The sequence below is a fragment of the Glacieibacterium frigidum genome (assembly GCF_007097155.1).
Taxonomy (GTDB): domain Bacteria; phylum Pseudomonadota; class Alphaproteobacteria; order Sphingomonadales; family Sphingomonadaceae; genus Glacieibacterium; species Glacieibacterium frigidum.
Window position 1 is genome coordinate 1,422,038 of record NZ_VJWA01000002.1, and the last position, 14,831, is coordinate 1,436,868.

The following is a 14,831-nucleotide window of genomic DNA, read 5'->3' on the forward strand; positions in this document are numbered from 1 at the left end:
ACGGCCCGGCGGCGTGGGGTGACCCCCGCGCCGCCGGACGTCATCGCCCCATGATGGGCGACAAGAATTCAAGCGGACCGCGTGTCGACGCGGCCGGAGGGGCAGGCAAATGGCGCTGTTGAGCTTTGAGCGAAAGTATCGCGTCCGCGGGGGCACCCTGTTGGGCGGCGATCTGTTCGACTTCTGGGTCGGGCCATTCTACGTCGGCTTCTTCGGCGTCACGACCGCATTCTTCTCGGTGCTCGGCACCGCGCTGATCCTCTACGCCGCGTCGCTCGGGCCGACGTGGAACCCGTGGCTGATCTCGATCGCGCCGCCCGACCTCAAATACGGCCTCAACCTCGCTCCCCTGAAGGAGGGCGGCTTCTGGCAGATCATCACCTGCTGCGCGATCGGGGCCTTCGTGTCCTGGACGCTGCGCCAGGTCGAGATCTCGCGGAAGCTGGGCATGGGGTACCACGTGCCCTTCGCCTACAGCTTCGCGGTTTTCGCGTACATCAGCCTGGTGGTCATCCGGCCGCTGCTGCTCGGGGCGTGGGGCTTCGGCTTCCCCTACGGCATCTTCAGCCACCTCGATTGGGTGTCGAACACCGGCTATCAATATCTGCACTTCCACTACAACCCGGCGCACATGCTGGCGGTCAGCTTCTTCTTCACGACGACGCTGGCGCTGGCCCTGCACGGCGCGCTCATCCTATCCGCGGTCAATCCGGCCAAGGGCAGCACGGTGAAGACACCGGAATACGAGGACGGCTTCTTCCGCGATCTGATCGGCTATTCGATCGGCACGCTGGGCATCCACCGCCTGGGCCTGTTCCTGGCCCTCAACGCTGGGTTCTGGAGCGCGATCTGCATCATCATCTCGGGCCCGTTCTGGACGCGCGGCTGGCCTGAATGGTGGACGTGGTGGCTCAATCTGCCGATCTGGTCGTGAGGGGAAACAGGAAAATGGCTCGCTATCAGAACATCTTCAACCAGATCCAGCTGCGCTCGGCGCCCGAAATGGGACCGCCGCTGCCGGCCGGCGACTGGTCCCGCGACGGTAAGCCGGGGTATAGCTACTGGGCCGGCAAGCTCGGCGCGGCGCAGATCGGTCCGATCTACCTCGGCCGTCTCGGCCTCGCCTCGCTGATCTGCGGCTTCCTGGCCTTCGAGATCATCGGTCTCAACATGTGGGCGTCGGTGAACTGGGATCCGGTTCAGTTCGTCCGCCAGCTGTTCTGGCTGGCGCTCGAGCCGCCGGCGCCGAAGTACGGCTTCAAGATCCTGCCGCCCCTCAACGAGGGTGGCTGGTGGGTCATCGCGGGCTTTTTCCTGACCGCGTCGGTGCTGTTGTGGGCGGCACGCACCTATGTCCGCGCCAAACAGCTTGGCATGGGAACGCACGTCGTCTGGGCCTTCCTGTCGGCGATCTGGCTGATGCTCGTTCTCGGCTTCATCCGGCCGATGGCGATGGGCAGCTGGTCGGAGGCGGTGCCGTTCGGCATCTTCCCGCACCTCGACTGGACCGCGGCTTTCTCGATCCGCTACGGCAACCTGTTCTACAACCCCTTCCACTGCCTCTCGATCGTCTTCCTCTACGGTTCGACCCTGCTCTTCGCGATGCACGGCGCGACCGTTCTGGCGACCGGCCGCTACGGCGCGGAGCGCGAGATCGAGCAGATCACGCACCGCGGCACCGCGTTCGAGCGTGGCGCGTTGTTCTGGCGCTGGACGATGGGCTTCAACGCGACGGCGGAGTCGATCCACCGCTGGGCGTGGTGGTTCGCGGTGCTGACGACGCTGACCGGCGGCATCGGCATCCTGTTGACCGGGACCGTCGTCGACAACTGGTACCTGTGGGCGCAGCAGCACGGTTATGCGCCGACCTATCCGACGACCGGGCTCGCCGACCCGGCGGCGACTGGAGGTGCGCAGTGAAGCGGTTCGTACACGTCATCGCAGCGGCAGGTGCCGCCCTGCTGCTCACCGGCTGCGAAGTCGGCATGAAGGAATGGACGCAGACCGGCTATCGCGGTGCCGCGCTCGAGCAGATCACCGACGTCTCGTCGAAGGTCAAGCAGGGCGCGATCCCGCCGACGCCCTACCCGCTCGACGCGTCGATGCGTGAGGGCGAGCGTGCCAACGTCACCTATCAGAACGTGCAAGTCCTGGGCGACCTGTCGACCGAGGAATTCAACCATCTGATGGCGTCGATGAACACCTGGATCGCACCGGGCGACGGTGAGACACAGGGGTGCAACTACTGCCACAACCCCGAGAACATGGCGTCCGACGAGAAGTATACCAAGATCGTCGCGCGCAAGATGATTCAGATGACCCGCAACATCAACGCCAACTGGACCAGCCACGTCCAGCAGACGGGCGTGACGTGCTGGACCTGCCACCGCGGCAATGCGGTGCCGGTCAACAACTGGTCCAACGTCAGCAACGGCAAGCCTGGCCTGCGCGGCAACAAATTCGGCCAGAACACGCCCGATCCGACCGTCGGCTATGCGTCGCTGCCCACCGGCATGTTCGCCAACTACCTGCAGGGGACGCAGAACATCCGCGTCGCCTCGGACAAGGCGCTCGCATCGCCCGACCATGTCGTGTCGATCAAGAACACCGAGCAGACCTACGGCCTGATGATGCATCTGTCGCAGTCGCTGGGCGTCAACTGCACCTATTGCCATAACTCGCAGAGCTTCCGTGCGTGGAACCTCAGCCGCGCGCAGCGCAATACGGCGTGGTACGGCATCCGCATGGTCCGCGACGCCAACGACGAGTATATCGAGACGCTGACGAACGTCTTCCCGGCCAACCGCAAGGGCCCCGCGGGCGACCCGCTCAAGGTCAACTGCGCGACCTGCCACCAGGGCCAGGCGAAGCCGCTGGGCGGTGTGTCGATGCTCCCCGAACACCCGCAGCTCCGCGGGCCGGTCGGTGCGGTGACGGCGGCGGCGACGCCTCCCGATGCCAATGCGACGACCGAGGCGTTCAACAAGCCGGCCACGATGGCAACGGCCGGACCGGCATCGAATACCGCTGCGGCGGGCGATGCGGGGATGAAGGACGCGGAGAAGTAAGACCGCCCCTCCGGGCGTAACACGTGAACGAACGTCATCCCCGCGCAGGCGGGGACCCAGGGTCCCGGATTGGCGACCTTCGGTCCTCGGCTTCGCGGGGATGACCATGTTCAGGGCATTGACCCATTGCCGCGCGTCCCCCACCTGCTGCGCGCGATGACCCCAGATAATTTCGAAGATGTCGAAGCCGAGTTCGAGGCGCTCGACGACTGGGACGACCGCTACCGCGTGCTGATCGATCTCGGCCGCGCGCTGCCGCCGATGCCCGAGGCGCTGAAGACCGACGCCACCAAGGTCCGCGGCTGCGCGTCGCAGGTCTGGCTCTATCCGACGCGTGACGGAGAGCGGCTGCACTTCGCCGCCGACAGCGACGCCGCGATCGTGAAGGGGCTGGTCGCGCTGGTGCTGCTGCTCGTCCAGGAGCGGGCGGCCGCCGACATCGACCCTGCCGCCATCCGCGCGCGCCTCGACGCGCTCGGCCTGTCGAAGCATCTGTCGTCAAACCGCACCCAGGGTCTCGCGTCGATGATCGCGCGGATCGGCGAACTCGCGGCGTGAGCGAGGTCGATCCTGCGCGGCGCCGGCGCTTCATCGCGTCGTTCGTGGCGCATGTGCCGCACATCGGCGCACTCGGCATCGACTATGTCGACCACGGCGACGACTGGGCCGAACTCGCGCTGCCGCCGCGCGCCGACCTCGTCGGCTTTCCCGATCTCGGCATCGTCTCGAACGGCGCGGTCTTCTCGCTGATCGATTCGTGCGCGGGTTTTGCCGTCTTTGCGCGCCGCGGCGCGATCGGGCACGCGACGATCGATCTGCGCCTCGATTATGTCGGCGCGCCGCCGCCGGACGCGACGATGACCGCGCGGATGGAATGCTACCGCCTGACCCGCCGCATCGCCTTCGTCCGCGGCATCGCGCACGCCGGCGACCCGGCGCGGCCGATCGCCAATGCCACGGGCACATTCATGCTGGGTGACGTTTGACGATCGCGCTCGCGATGGCGGCGCTGCGTGGCGGCGGGCGCGACATCGCGCTCGACATGCTGCCCTATGCGCATTTCCTGGGGCTGCGCGCCGACGTCGATGCCGACGAGGTGCGGCTGGTGATGCCCTTCGACGACCGGCTGATCGGCGCGCCGGGGCGGCTGCACGGCGGCGCGACCGCGGGGCTGCTCGAACTCGCGGGCGTCGTCCGGCTGCTGGTCGCGCTCGGTGACGAGGAAGTGCCGCCGCAGCTCAAGCCCGTCACGGTGACGGTCGACTATCTGCGCGAGGGCGCCGCGCGCGCCACCTATGCCAGCGCGACGCTGACCCGGCTGGGGCGCCGCATCGCGAACCTGCACGCCGTCGCCTGGCAGATCGACCGCGCGCGCCCGATCGCAGCGGCGAACCTGAACATCCTGCTCGACCGGGGCGCTGTAGTAGCGTAGTAATACGATGACTTAGCCGCTCGCCGCTGCGTGACCAGGGGGTGAGACATGTCCGAAAAGGCGATCCTGCTGCTGGCGATCACCGTCGGCTTCTTCCTCTTCATGTTCGCGCCGATGCTGATCGCCTATGCGACCAGACATCCTGAGCGGAAGCGGATCGCTGCCCTCAATCCGCTGGCGCTGCTGTCGTTTCTGCTGTGGGGCGCGCTGATCGCCTGGGCGGTGGGCGGCAAGCGCGACGATTCGGTGATCGCGCAGTTCGTCGAGAAGCAGCGGCGGCACATCCCGCTCGTCGTCACGATCCTCGTCGTCGTCGGCGTCGCGGGCGGGGCGTACGCCTGGACTCAGCGCGGCGCGATCGCCCCTACCGCCGATTCGGGGTCGTCGCTGAACACCCCGTCGACCCCCGCCGCGAGATAGGCACGATACTCGGCGGCGATGTCGCCGCGCGCGGCCGGGTCGGCACCGCGGCGCAGGTCGGTCGGCAGGAAGTAATTCTCGGGCCGGAAGGTCCAGGGGTGGACCTGCAGGCCCGCCGCGTGCGCGTCGGCGACGAGCGGCGCGGGCGGCAGCAGCTTTCCCGCCGCATCGCGCCCGATCACCCGGTCCTTCGCGGGGCCGATGCCGTCGGCATACAGCGCGACGCCCTTGAGGCCGGCGGGCGTCACCAGCGTGTCGTACGCCACTCCGTCGCCCGACACGCCGTCGCCGATCAGCTGGATCAGGCGCACCTGCGTCTGGCCGCGCAAGGCCTTCAGATTGCCGACTTCGAACGACTGGATGAACACCGGCGCAGCCCTGGTCGTCCAGCCCGCCGCCTTCAGCGCGGCAAGCAGCGGCGGCTCGAGCGGCAGGCCGAGCCCGCGGAAGTAGGACGGGTGCTTGGTCTCGGGATAGATGCCGACCTTGGCCGCCTGCGCCAGCGCGATGATCTCGTCGAGGGTCGGGATCGTCTCCTGCCCATCGAACTTCGTATTGGCGGGGCGCAGCTGCGGTAGCCGCTCGCGCGCGCGCAGCGTCTTCAGCTCGGCGAGCGTGAAGTCCTCGGTGAACCACCCCGTCGTCGCCACCCCGTCGATGATCTTGGTCGCCTTGCGCGCGGCGAACTCGGGGTGAGCCGCGACATCGGTCGTGCCCGAAATCTCGTTCTCGTGCCGCGCGACGAGCACGCCGTCCTTCGTCGCCACCAGGTCGGGCTCGATGAAGTCCGCGCCGACCCGGATCGCCTCCCTGTACGCCGCGATCGTATGCTCGGGCCGCTCCGCACTCGCCCCGCGATGCGCGATGACGAGCGGGCGCGCGGTTGCGGCGGTGGCGATGAGCGTGGCCATGATGAGGAGTCCGATTCGCATCTCGCTAGCCTGGCGCGCGAATGTGTCATCCGCGTGCGTGGGTCAGAAAATCCCGACCGCCGCGTCGGCCCACCCGACCAGCACCACGAAGACCGCCGCAGCGCCGGCGATCGCGCGGTGCGACGCACGGGGCAGCCTTGCCGCCACGACTTCGTACACCAGCCCCGCGCCGACCAGCAGCAGCGCGAGCAGCGCGAAGTCGGCGGCGTCCCACGCCATCTCGGCGGTGAACTGCATTGCGATCGCGGGGGCGATCAGGATCGCGGCGATGGCGCCCCAGCGAAAGGCGCGCCACGATGACCTGTCCCGCGTGCTCAGCATCGCCGCCTTCTCAGTTGACGCCCATCAGGCGACGATAACTCAGCGCCTCGGCGATGTGAATGCGCCCGACGCGCTCGACGCCCGCGAGGTCGGCGAGGGTGCGGGCGACGCGGAGGACGCGGTGGTAGCCGCGGGCCGACAGGCGCATCGCCTGGGTGGCCTGGGTGAGCAGGCGCGCGCCGGCCTCGTCGGGCAGGGCGACGGCGTCGAGCAGCTTGCCGTCGGCCTCGGCGTTCGATCGTACCGCCCCGCCGTAGCGCGCGGTCTGGATCGCGCGGGCGGCGGCGACGCGGGCGGCGACCATGGCGCTGGTCTCGGCGGGCGGCGGCAGGCTGAGGTCGGCGGCGCTGACGGCAGCGACGTCGACGTGCAGGTCGATGCGGTCGAGGAGCGGCCCCGAGACGCGCGCCTGATAGTCCGCCGCGCATTTTGGCGCGCGGCTGCACGCCAGCGACGCGTCGCCCAGGTGCCCGCAGCGGCACGGGTTCATCGCGGCGATCAGCTGGACGCGCGCGGGATAGGTGACGTGCGCGGCGGCGCGCGCGACGCTGACCTGGCCGGTCTCCAGCGGCTGGCGCAGCGAATCGAGGACGCCGCGCGGAAATTCCGGCAGCTCGTCGAGGAACAGCACGCCGAGGTGCGCCAGGCTGACCTCGCCGGGCCGCGCACGCGCACCGCCGCCGACGAGCGCGGGCATCGACGCCGAATGATGGGGCGAGCGGAACGGCCGCACCCGCCGCAGCCGGCCACCTTCGAGCTCGCCCGCCATCGACGCGACCATCGAGACTTCGAGTGCCTCCTGCGGCGTCAGCGGCGGCAAAATGCCGGGGAGTGCGGCGGCGAGCAGCGACTTGCCCGACCCAGGGGGGCCGCTCATCAGGAGGTTGTGACCGCCGGCCGCGGCGATCTCGAGCGCGCGCTTGGCGGTTTCCTGCCCCTTGATCTCGGACAGGTCGGGGCCGCCGGCGACGAGATCTGCCATGCTGCGCTCGGGCGGCGACAGCAGCTGCACGCCCTTCAGGTGATTGATCAGCGACAGCAGGTCGGGGGCAGCAACGACCTCGACCTCCCCCGCCCACGCCGCCTCGCCGCCTTGCGACGCGGGGCAGATCAGGCCGAGGCTCGTACCGCTGGCATGCAGTGCGGCGAGCAGCACGCCGGGTACGGGGGCGAGGCGGCCGTCGAGGCCCAGCTCGCCGACGGCGACGTACTGCGCCAGCGTCTCGGCATCGATCATCCCCATCGCTGCAAGCAGGCCGAGGGCAATCGGCAGGTCGTAGTGCGACCCTTCCTTGGGCAGGTCGGCAGGCGACAGGTTGACCGTGATGCGGCGCGGCGGCAGCGCGAGACCGATCGCTTCGAGCGCAGCGCGGACGCGCTCGCCGCTCTCCCGCACCGCCTTGTCGGGCAGGCCGACGATCGACAGGCGGAACTCTTGGCCCGCGATCTGGACCTGCACCTCGACGGGGCGCGCGTCGAGGCCCAGGAACGCCACCGTGCCGACGTGCGCAACCATCATTTTCCCCCGTGCCCCGGCCCGCGAACATAGCGGGGCCGAAACGGTGCGCAACCGCCCCAATTGCGACAAAAGCCGCCGGTAGCAGACGCCCGTGCGCCGCCCGACCTTCTTGAGGATGCTGATCCGCAGCGAACCGTTCCGCGTCGTTCAGCTGGCGCTGGGCGCGGTGCTGATGATCGTCGGGCCGATCGTCGGCACGCCGATCCCGGTGCCGTTTCCGATCGGGCTGGTGCTGTTCGGGCTGGGCCTGGCGTTGGTGCTCAGGAATTCGCTGTGGGCGCGCTGGCGCTATGTGCGGTGGAAGCGGCGCTATCCGCGCGCCGGCAAGATCACCGAGTTCGGGCTGCAGCGCCACCGCCGCTTCGGCGACTATTTCCGCCGCAACACGAACCGCTGAATCCCGGACCGGCGGGGGCCGCCGCCGGTCCGGGACGCGGACGCGCGCGTGGCGCGCCGCTTGTGCTTGCACGTCCGGAGGGGTCAGCCCCGGTGATGCTCGCCCGTTGCCGGTGCCGCGGGCACCGAAAGGCTTTGCGTCAGCAGCAGCGCCGCGATGCCCGTCCAGAGCAGCGCCGCGAAGATGACGACGCGGATCGTCATGCGGTGACCGTCCCGATCCAGTGCGAACCACTCATTTCGCGACGCCCCTCAACACTTTCGTAATCGTTGCTAGGGGCGGCGGGCTGCGCCGGGCAGCCCCATTTGGGGTATATCGTGGCCGTCACGAACGGCTTAGCGTGGGGGGCAGCGATGGATGCCGCGCGTGCCTTTCTGAACCGCTTCCGGGCGGCCGATGCCGAGGGTGCGCCGCTCGCCGCGTTCGCCGACGATCCCGACGGACTGGCGGCGGTACTGGCCGACGATCCCGACGCCCTGGGTGCCGCGCTGGCGGGCGCGGTCGATGCGCGTCACGGCGGGCCGGTGGCGATCAACCGGGACTGTTTCGCGAGTGCCGCGATCGACGGCGAGGGGCGCGTCGTCGTGGCGGACGCGCGCTTCGCGGCGTGGTTCGACGACAGCGACCCGTTCGACACCGCGGTGCGCGGTATCGCGGGCGGCGCGCCGCGCGTCACTTTGTTCGCCGACGATCGCTCCGGCCGGCCGGTGGCGCTGGCGGCGGGGGGCCTCGCGGTGGCGCGCGCCTGGCCGCTCGACGAGGGTGTCGTCGCCGCGCTGACCTCGCGCCGCGCGCGCTTTGCCGTGGTGGCGTTCCGCGCCGGGTCGGCGGCGGGGGTACAGGCGGTCGAGACCTTTCGCCTGACACAGGCGGAGGCGTCGCTGGTCGCGGCCCTCGCGCGCCACGGCGACCTGCAGCTCGCGGCGGACGCGCGCGGCATCGCGTACGAAACCGCGCGAAAATTCGTCGCCGCGGCGATGCGCAAGACCGGCACGCGGCGCCAGACCGACCTGATCCGCCGCACGCTCGCAGCCGCCGCGGGCGAGCTGCCCGGCGTCGAGGCGCTGACCCCGCTGCTGCGCGAACTGTTCGGCCTGACGCGGCGGCAGGCGGAGCTGGCGGTGCATGTCGCGGGCGGCGCGACGCGCGACGAGGCAGCGGCGCGGCTCAACATCTCGATCCACCGCGCCAAGGCCGATTTGAAGACTGTCTTCGTCGCGTGCGGCATCGCCAGCGCGGTCGACTTGGCGCGGCTGATCGCCGAGGTCGAGGCGCTGCACGGGCTCGCCACCGCGTGCGATGTCAGCATCACGGCGCGCGGGGGGTCACGCGAGCCGCTGCGCCTCGTCGCGCGGCGCTGGGCGGGCGGGGTCATCGCGGTCGCCGATCATGGTCCGGCGGACGGCGCGCCGGTTGTCGTGCTGCACAGCAATGTCAGCGGTCGCCACCACTCGGCGTCGTTCATCGCCGGGCTGCAGGCGGCGGGGTACCGCCCGATCGCGGTCGAACGCGGCGGCTACGGGCTGACCGACCCCGCCCCCGGCGATCCCGTCGTCGCGGCGGCGAACGACCTCGACGATGTCCTCGACGCGCTGCGGCTGCGCCAGGTCGCGGCGGTGGCGCGCTGCACCACCGCGTCGTTCGTCGCGTGTGCGAGTGCGGCGCGCGGGCGGATCACCGGCGGCGTGCTGGTCTGGCCCGACGGGCCCGCGCACGGCGCGGGTGCGCGGATGACCGACCGCGTCCGCAGCATCTTCACCGCGCACCCGGCGCTGGCGGAGGGCTTCGCGCGCCTCGTCGCGCGGCGGTCGGGCGGCGCCGTGATCGCGAAGCTGTGGCGGGTCAGTGCGGCAGGCGTGCCGAGCGACCTCGCCGTGCTCGACGACCCGCGCGAGGTCGCCGACATCGTGCGCGGCACGCTCCAGGCGTGCGCCGGCATGACGGGGTTCCTGGGGGAGGCGCTGGCGCTGGCGGCGCGGCCGCTGCCGGTGCGGGTTCCGGCATCGCGGCGCTGGACGCTGTTGTTCGGCACCGGCTACGAACGCCACGACGTCGCCGATGCGGTCGCCTTCTGGTCGGCGGCGCTGCCGCAGGCGACGGTGCGCATCGTCGACGACGGCGTGCATTTCCTGCACGTCACCCACGGGGCCGAGGTCGTCGCCGCGCTGGGCCGTGCCGCGCTGCCGCCGTCATTGACGCACGCGCAGCCCTCGGCTATGCGCCCCGCTCACGATTTATCGCCCGCCTTCGCGCGTGGCGGCCAAGGGTAGAGACGATGAAGCGCACTTTTCAACCGAGCAAGCTGGTCCGCGCCCGTCGCCACGGCTTTCGTACGCGTATGGCGACCCCGGGCGGCCGCAAGGTTCTCGCCAACCGCCGCGCCAAGGGCCGCGCCAAGCTGAGCGCGTAACACGGGCCGCGTTGCCCCCGGCCTCGCGACGATCCGCGCGCGCGCCGACTTCCTGTCCGCCAACAAGGCCCGGCGTGCTCCCATGCCGGGCTTCGTGCTGTTGGTGCGCCAGCGCGACGACGGCAACCCCGCGATGCGCGCGGGCTTCACCGTCACCAAGAAGATCGGCAATTCGGTCATCCGCAACCGGCTGAAGCGCCGCCTGCGCGCCCTGGTGCGCGATGTGCTGCCGGAGGCGGGGGTGCCCGGTGCCGACCATGTGTTGATCGGGCGCAGCGACGGGCTGACCCGACCGTTCGTGGTGCTCGACGCCGACTTGCGCACGGCGCTGGCGAAATGCTCGCGCGCCTCCTGACTTTCCCCATCCGCGTGTATCAGCGGGTCATTTCGCCGCTGCTGCCGCCGATGTGCCGTTTTCAACCGACCTGCTCGCACTATATGGTCGAGGCGATCGAGCGGCATGGGGTGCGTGGGGCCTGGCTGGGGACGAAGCGGATCTGCCGCTGCCACCCCTGGGGCGGCGAAGGCTATGACCCGGTGCCGTGATCGGCTAAGGGCGCACCGACTTCCGAAAGACCGATCTTGACCGACAATCGCAACATGATCCTCGCCATCGCGCTGTCGGCGCTGGTGCTTATCGGCTGGACGCTGTTCTCGGACCGCTTCCTGCCCGCGCCGCCGCCGGCCGCGCGCACCGTCGCGGCCGCACCCGCCGGGTCGCCCGCGTCGCCCGCGCCCGTGGTCCCCGGCGTGACCCCCGCGATCCCCGTGCCCGGCACCAGCGCCGGCCCGCTCCGCCCTGCCGAGCTGGTCGTAGGCGAGTCGCCGCGCATCCAGATCGAGACGCCGCGCCTTGCGGGCACGATCAACCTGAAGGGCGCGCGGATCGACGACCTGGTGTTCAAGACCTATCGCGAGACGATTCGCCGTGACGCCCCTGCAGTGCGTTTGTTCGCCCCCAGTGGCGCCCCGCGCGCTTATTTCGCGCAGTTCGGCTGGACCGGCGCGGGCGCCCCCGCCCCCGACGCACTGTGGACCGCGACCGGCACGCTGACGCCGCGCACCCCCGTCGTGCTGACGACGACCGGCCCGACGGGCGCGGTGTTCGAGATCAAGCTGTCGGTCGACGACCAGTGGCTGTTCACCGCGCAGCAGACGGTGCGCAACACCGGCACCACGCCGCTGACCGTCCAGCCGTTCGGCCTCGTCAGCCACCTCGGCGAGGGCCTCGAGCCCGCGACCTTCCAGCTCCACAACGGCCCGATCGGCGTCTACAATGACCGGCTCGTCGATACCGACGTGACCTATGAAAAGCTGCGCGAGGCCGGGCAGATCGCCGCGACGACGACCGGCGGCTGGCTCGGCATCGGCGAGAAATACTGGCTCGCCGCGCTGATCCCCGACCAGTCGAAGCCCCAGGCCTTCCGCTTCGCCAGCACGACCGGCGACCGCTTCCAGACCGACTTCCTCAGCGGCGCGGTGGCCGTTGCCCCCGGTGCGGCGGCGACCGTGACCAACCGGCTGTTCGCCGGCGCGAAAGAGGTCGAGGCGCTCAATCATTACCGCGATACGCTCGGCGTGCCGCTCCTCGACCGGTCGATCGACTGGGGCTGGTTCCGCGTCATCGCGCAGCCGATCTACATGGTCCTGCACTGGCTGTTCGGCCTGACCGGCAACTTCGGGGTCGCGATCATCGGCCTGACGCTGATCATCCGCACGCTGATGTTCCCGCTGGCGAACAAGCAGTACGCGTCGATGGCCAAGATGCGCATCGTCGCGCCGCGGCTGAAGGAACTGCAGACGCGCTACAAGGACGACAAGCCCAAGCTCCAGACCGAGATGATGGAGCTGTACAAGCGCGAGAAGGTCAACCCGGTCGCGGGCTGCCTGCCGATCCTGGTGCAGATCCCGGTGTTCTACGCGCTGTACAAGACGCTGCTGATCTCGACCGAGATGCGCCACCAGCCCTTCGTGCTGTGGATCCGCGACCTGTCGGCGCCCGATCCCGTGACGCCGCTCAACCTGTTCGGGCTGATCGACTGGACCCCGCCGCACATCATCGCGCTGGGCGTCCTGCCGATCCTGCTCGGCATCACCATGTGGCTGCAGCAGAAGCTCAGCCCGCAGGTCATGGACCCGGTCCAGCGGCAGGTGTTCGCGGTCATGCCGTGGGTGTTCATGTTCATCATGGCGCCGTTCGCGGCCGGGCTGCAGCTGTACTGGACGGTCAACAACTGCGTCTCGATCCTGCAACAGTGGCTGATGCTGCGCCGCTACCCGATGCCCGCCGAGCCGACGCCCGCGCCGCTGGCCAAGACGTGAGCGACGATACGCCAGAGACGGAGAAGGAGCGGCTCTACCGTTTCGAGGACGCCCGGCGCGTCTTCGCCGGGCCGATCGAATTCCGCCTGTCGGCTCCCGCGCTCGAGTTCCTGCCCGAGGCGAAGGTGCCCGAGATCGCGTTCGCCGGCCGGTCGAACGTCGGCAAGTCGTCGCTGCTCAACGCGCTGACCGGCCAGCATGGGCTGGCGCGCACGTCGAACACGCCGGGGCGGACGCAGGAACTCAACGTCTTCGACGTCGGCGAACCCTTGAGCTTCCGCCTGATCGACATGCCGGGCTACGGCTATGCCGAGGCACCCAAGGACATCGTGCGCAAGTGGCAGGACCTGGTGTTCGACTATCTGCGCGGGCGAGCCGTCCTCAAGCGCGTGCTGCTGCTGATCGATTCGCGCCACGGCATCAAGCCGGTCGACGCGCAGATCATGGCGCTGCTCGACAAGGCGGCGGTCAGCTATCAGCTCGTGCTGACCAAGGCCGACAAGATCAAGCCGACCGAGCTCGAGGCGACGCGCGCCAAGATGGCGGTCGAGGCGGCGAAGCACCCCGCCGCCTTCCCCGAACTGCTCGCGACGAGCAGCGACAAGGGCACGGGCCTGCCCGAACTGCGTGCGGCGGTGGTCGCGGCGGCGAAGAGTTAGAGCCGCGCGGCGCTTGCCGCACCGCGGCCGCCACCCTACAACCGCCGCCATGACCGGACGCATCGACATCGAGGCGCTGTGTGCGTCCAAGGGGCTGCGCATCACCGAGCAGCGGCGCGTCATCGCGCGCGTCCTGTCCGACGCCGACGACCATCCCGATGTCGAGGAGCTGCACCGCCGCTCGGCGCAGATCGACCCGCGCATCTCGATCGCCACCGTCTATCGCACGGTGCGGCTGTTCGAGGAGGCGGGCATCCTGGCGCGCCACGATTTCAACGGCGGCCGCTCGCGCTACGAGACCGCGCCCGACGAGCATCACGACCATCTGATCAACGTCGAGACCGGCCAGGTCTTCGAATTCCACGACGACGAGCTCGAGGAGCTGCAGCGCCGCATCGCCGAGCGGATGGGCTTCACCCTCGTCGACCATCGCATGGAGCTGTACGGCCGCCCGGTCGCACCCGACCCGGCGCTGGAGGAGGTCGCGACCCTCGACCCCGCGGAGCGCGCGCCCTGACCCCAGCCGCCAGACTGGCGGCCCGCGCCCGCCGAGCGCAGCGCTTCCAGCGCTTCGGTCCCGCCAAGGCACTGGCCGGCACGCTCGCCGCCGCCGGCCTGCTGATCCCCGTCGAGCTGATCGCGCGCACCATCCGCCCGCGCGGCCGCCAGCGGCTGCCGTGGCTGTTCCACAAGGCGCTGACCCGCGCGCTCGGCATCCGGGTCAAGGTGCACGGCCGCCCGGCACGCCAGGGCGGCATATTGTTCGTCTCGAACCATGTCAGCTGGGCTGACATCCCGGTGCTGGGCAGCCTCGTCCAGGCGGCTTTCGTCGCCAAGTCCGACGTCGAGCAGATCAAGGTGGTCGGCTGGCTGGCAAGCCTGCAGCGCACCCTCTACGTCGAGCGTGACCGCCGCCAGGCGAGCGGCGAGCAGCGCACCGCCATCGCCGAGCGCCTGCAGGCGCGCGAGAACGTCATCCTGTTCCCCGAGGCGACGACCGGCGACGGCGTCGCGGTCCTGCCCTTCAAGAGCGCGCTGTTCGCCGCGGTCGGCGACGACCCCGCGCTGGTCATCCAGCCCGTGACCGTCGCCTATACCCGCCTCAATGGCATGCCGATCACCCGCGAGACGCTGCCCGACATCGTCTGGATCGGCGACACCGACCTGATCCCCCACGCGGTCGAGTTCACCGCACTGGGCCGCGTCCGCGCCGAAGTCGTCTTCCATCCCGCCGTCCGCATGGCCGACTTCGCCGACCGCAAGGCGCTGTCGCGGCATTGCCGGGAGGTCATCGCGGCCGAGTATCTGCGGTTGATGCGGGGCTTCGCGTGACGCCCGGCGGCCTTGCGGC

General features: G+C 70.1%; 19 protein-coding genes. 16 read left to right on the forward strand and 3 right to left on the reverse strand.

What is annotated here, in order from left to right; all coding sequences use genetic code 11:
• The first annotated feature begins 109 nt into the window (after window positions 1-109).
• The 7 genes from pufL to FMM06_RS16405 all read left to right on the forward strand — a co-directional run bounded on the left by pufL (window position 110) and on the right by FMM06_RS16405 (window position 4,920).
• On the forward strand, window positions 110-934 hold the full coding sequence (gene pufL / locus FMM06_RS16375; protein WP_144335376.1) for a photosynthetic reaction center subunit L: 825 nt from the start codon (window positions 110-112) through the stop codon (window positions 932-934).
• Window positions 935-948: 14 nt separating this feature from the next.
• Window positions 949-1,920, forward strand: coding sequence for a photosynthetic reaction center subunit M (pufM, locus tag FMM06_RS16380; RefSeq protein ID WP_144335377.1), 972 nt, complete (start codon window positions 949-951; stop codon window positions 1,918-1,920).
• Window positions 1,917-3,068, forward strand: a complete 1,152-nt coding sequence (pufC, locus tag FMM06_RS16385; RefSeq protein ID WP_235889360.1) for a photosynthetic reaction center cytochrome PufC — start codon at window positions 1,917-1,919, stop codon at window positions 3,066-3,068. The genes pufM and pufC overlap by 4 nt, the downstream gene beginning before the upstream one ends.
• 156 nt (window positions 3,069-3,224) lie before the next feature.
• Window positions 3,225-3,626 (forward strand): SufE family protein, encoded by a 402-nt coding sequence (locus FMM06_RS16390; RefSeq protein WP_144335536.1) that lies wholly within the window; start codon window positions 3,225-3,227, stop codon window positions 3,624-3,626.
• Window positions 3,623-4,054 (forward strand): PaaI family thioesterase, encoded by a 432-nt coding sequence (locus FMM06_RS16395; protein WP_144335378.1) that lies wholly within the window; start codon window positions 3,623-3,625, stop codon window positions 4,052-4,054. Before FMM06_RS16390 ends, FMM06_RS16395 begins: the two co-directional genes overlap by 4 nt.
• The gene (locus tag FMM06_RS16400) at window positions 4,051-4,500 is read left to right on the forward strand and encodes a PaaI family thioesterase (RefSeq protein ID WP_328591560.1); all 450 of its coding nucleotides are present in this window, start codon (window positions 4,051-4,053) and stop codon (window positions 4,498-4,500) included. Before FMM06_RS16395 ends, FMM06_RS16400 begins: the two co-directional genes overlap by 4 nt.
• 48 nt (window positions 4,501-4,548) lie before the next feature.
• Window positions 4,549-4,920: a superinfection immunity protein gene (locus FMM06_RS16405; protein ID WP_144335379.1), complete on the forward strand. Its 372-nt coding sequence runs from the start codon at window positions 4,549-4,551 to the stop codon at window positions 4,918-4,920.
• Here FMM06_RS16405 and FMM06_RS16410 read toward each other — a convergent pair.
• The 3 genes from FMM06_RS16410 to FMM06_RS16420 all read right to left on the reverse strand — a co-directional run bounded on the left by FMM06_RS16410 (window position 4,845) and on the right by FMM06_RS16420 (window position 7,689).
• On the reverse strand, window positions 4,845-5,831 hold the full coding sequence (locus tag FMM06_RS16410) for a glycerophosphodiester phosphodiesterase (RefSeq protein WP_235889361.1): 987 nt from the start codon (window positions 5,829-5,831) through the stop codon (window positions 4,845-4,847). The genes FMM06_RS16405 and FMM06_RS16410 overlap by 76 nt on opposite strands.
• A 63-nt stretch (window positions 5,832-5,894) precedes the next feature.
• Complete coding sequence (locus FMM06_RS16415) at window positions 5,895-6,173, reverse strand: hypothetical protein (RefSeq protein ID WP_144335381.1); 279 nt, start codon at window positions 6,171-6,173, stop codon at window positions 5,895-5,897.
• A gap of 10 nt (window positions 6,174-6,183) precedes the next feature.
• A complete protein-coding gene (locus FMM06_RS16420; protein ID WP_144335538.1) occupies window positions 6,184-7,689 on the reverse strand; it encodes a YifB family Mg chelatase-like AAA ATPase in 1,506 nt (501 codons plus the stop codon).
• A 118-nt stretch (window positions 7,690-7,807) separates the two neighbouring features.
• Between FMM06_RS16420 and FMM06_RS16425 the strand changes: the two genes are divergently transcribed.
• The 9 genes from FMM06_RS16425 to FMM06_RS16895 all read left to right on the forward strand — a co-directional run bounded on the left by FMM06_RS16425 (window position 7,808) and on the right by FMM06_RS16895 (window position 14,812).
• A complete protein-coding gene (locus tag FMM06_RS16425) occupies window positions 7,808-8,089 on the forward strand; it encodes a hypothetical protein (RefSeq protein ID WP_144335382.1) in 282 nt (93 codons plus the stop codon).
• Window positions 8,090-8,442: 353 nt separating this feature from the next.
• Window positions 8,443-10,359 carry an alpha/beta fold hydrolase gene (locus FMM06_RS16430; RefSeq protein ID WP_144335383.1) on the forward strand — a complete coding sequence of 639 codons (1,917 nt, stop codon included), beginning with the start codon at window positions 8,443-8,445 and terminating at the stop codon, window positions 10,357-10,359.
• 5 nt (window positions 10,360-10,364) lie between these two features.
• The gene (gene rpmH / locus FMM06_RS16435) at window positions 10,365-10,499 is read left to right on the forward strand and encodes a 50S ribosomal protein L34 (RefSeq protein ID WP_135245803.1); all 135 of its coding nucleotides are present in this window, start codon (window positions 10,365-10,367) and stop codon (window positions 10,497-10,499) included.
• A gap of 82 nt (window positions 10,500-10,581) precedes the next feature.
• Window positions 10,582-10,854, forward strand: coding sequence for a ribonuclease P protein component (gene rnpA, locus FMM06_RS16440; protein WP_235889362.1), 273 nt, complete (start codon window positions 10,582-10,584; stop codon window positions 10,852-10,854).
• On the forward strand, window positions 10,836-11,045 hold the full coding sequence (gene yidD / locus FMM06_RS16445) for a membrane protein insertion efficiency factor YidD (RefSeq protein WP_144335385.1): 210 nt from the start codon (window positions 10,836-10,838) through the stop codon (window positions 11,043-11,045). The genes rnpA and yidD overlap by 19 nt, the downstream gene beginning before the upstream one ends.
• 36 nt (window positions 11,046-11,081) lie before the next feature.
• Window positions 11,082-12,821, forward strand: coding sequence for a membrane protein insertase YidC (gene yidC / locus FMM06_RS16450; RefSeq protein ID WP_144335386.1), 1,740 nt, complete (start codon window positions 11,082-11,084; stop codon window positions 12,819-12,821).
• Window positions 12,818-13,480 carry a ribosome biogenesis GTP-binding protein YihA/YsxC gene (yihA, locus tag FMM06_RS16455; protein ID WP_144335387.1) on the forward strand — a complete coding sequence of 221 codons (663 nt, stop codon included), beginning with the start codon at window positions 12,818-12,820 and terminating at the stop codon, window positions 13,478-13,480. Before yidC ends, yihA begins: the two co-directional genes overlap by 4 nt.
• A gap of 49 nt (window positions 13,481-13,529) precedes the next feature.
• Complete coding sequence (locus FMM06_RS16890) at window positions 13,530-13,997, forward strand: Fur family transcriptional regulator (RefSeq protein WP_185965235.1); 468 nt, start codon at window positions 13,530-13,532, stop codon at window positions 13,995-13,997.
• Window positions 13,998-14,206: 209 nt separating this feature from the next.
• Window positions 14,207-14,812 carry a lysophospholipid acyltransferase family protein gene (locus tag FMM06_RS16895; protein WP_185965236.1) on the forward strand — a complete coding sequence of 202 codons (606 nt, stop codon included), beginning with the start codon at window positions 14,207-14,209 and terminating at the stop codon, window positions 14,810-14,812.
• Window positions 14,813-14,831 lie beyond the last annotated feature (19 nt).

Coding starts and splice junctions, on each gene's coding strand:
- pufL (WP_144335376.1), top strand. CDS start 110: ATGGCGCTGTTGAGCTTTGAGCGAAAGTATCGCGTCCGCGGGGGCACC.
- pufM (WP_144335377.1), top strand. CDS start 949: ATGGCTCGCTATCAGAACATCTTCAACCAGATCCAGCTGCGCTCGGCG.
- FMM06_RS16390 (WP_144335536.1), top strand. CDS start 3,225: ATGACCCCAGATAATTTCGAAGATGTCGAAGCCGAGTTCGAGGCGCTC.
- FMM06_RS16405 (WP_144335379.1), top strand. CDS start 4,549: ATGTCCGAAAAGGCGATCCTGCTGCTGGCGATCACCGTCGGCTTCTTC.
- FMM06_RS16410 (WP_235889361.1), bottom strand. CDS start 5,831: ATGGCCACGCTCATCGCCACCGCCGCAACCGCGCGCCCGCTCGTCATC.
- FMM06_RS16415 (WP_144335381.1), bottom strand. CDS start 6,173: ATGCTGAGCACGCGGGACAGGTCATCGTGGCGCGCCTTTCGCTGGGGC.
- FMM06_RS16420 (WP_144335538.1), bottom strand. CDS start 7,689: ATGGTTGCGCACGTCGGCACGGTGGCGTTCCTGGGCCTCGACGCGCGC.
- FMM06_RS16425 (WP_144335382.1), top strand. CDS start 7,808: ATGCTGATCCGCAGCGAACCGTTCCGCGTCGTTCAGCTGGCGCTGGGC.
- FMM06_RS16430 (WP_144335383.1), top strand. CDS start 8,443: ATGGATGCCGCGCGTGCCTTTCTGAACCGCTTCCGGGCGGCCGATGCC.
- rpmH (WP_135245803.1), top strand. CDS start 10,365: ATGAAGCGCACTTTTCAACCGAGCAAGCTGGTCCGCGCCCGTCGCCAC.
- rnpA (WP_235889362.1), top strand. CDS start 10,582: ATGCCGGGCTTCGTGCTGTTGGTGCGCCAGCGCGACGACGGCAACCCC.
- yidD (WP_144335385.1), top strand. CDS start 10,836: ATGCTCGCGCGCCTCCTGACTTTCCCCATCCGCGTGTATCAGCGGGTC.
- FMM06_RS16890 (WP_185965235.1), top strand. CDS start 13,530: ATGACCGGACGCATCGACATCGAGGCGCTGTGTGCGTCCAAGGGGCTG.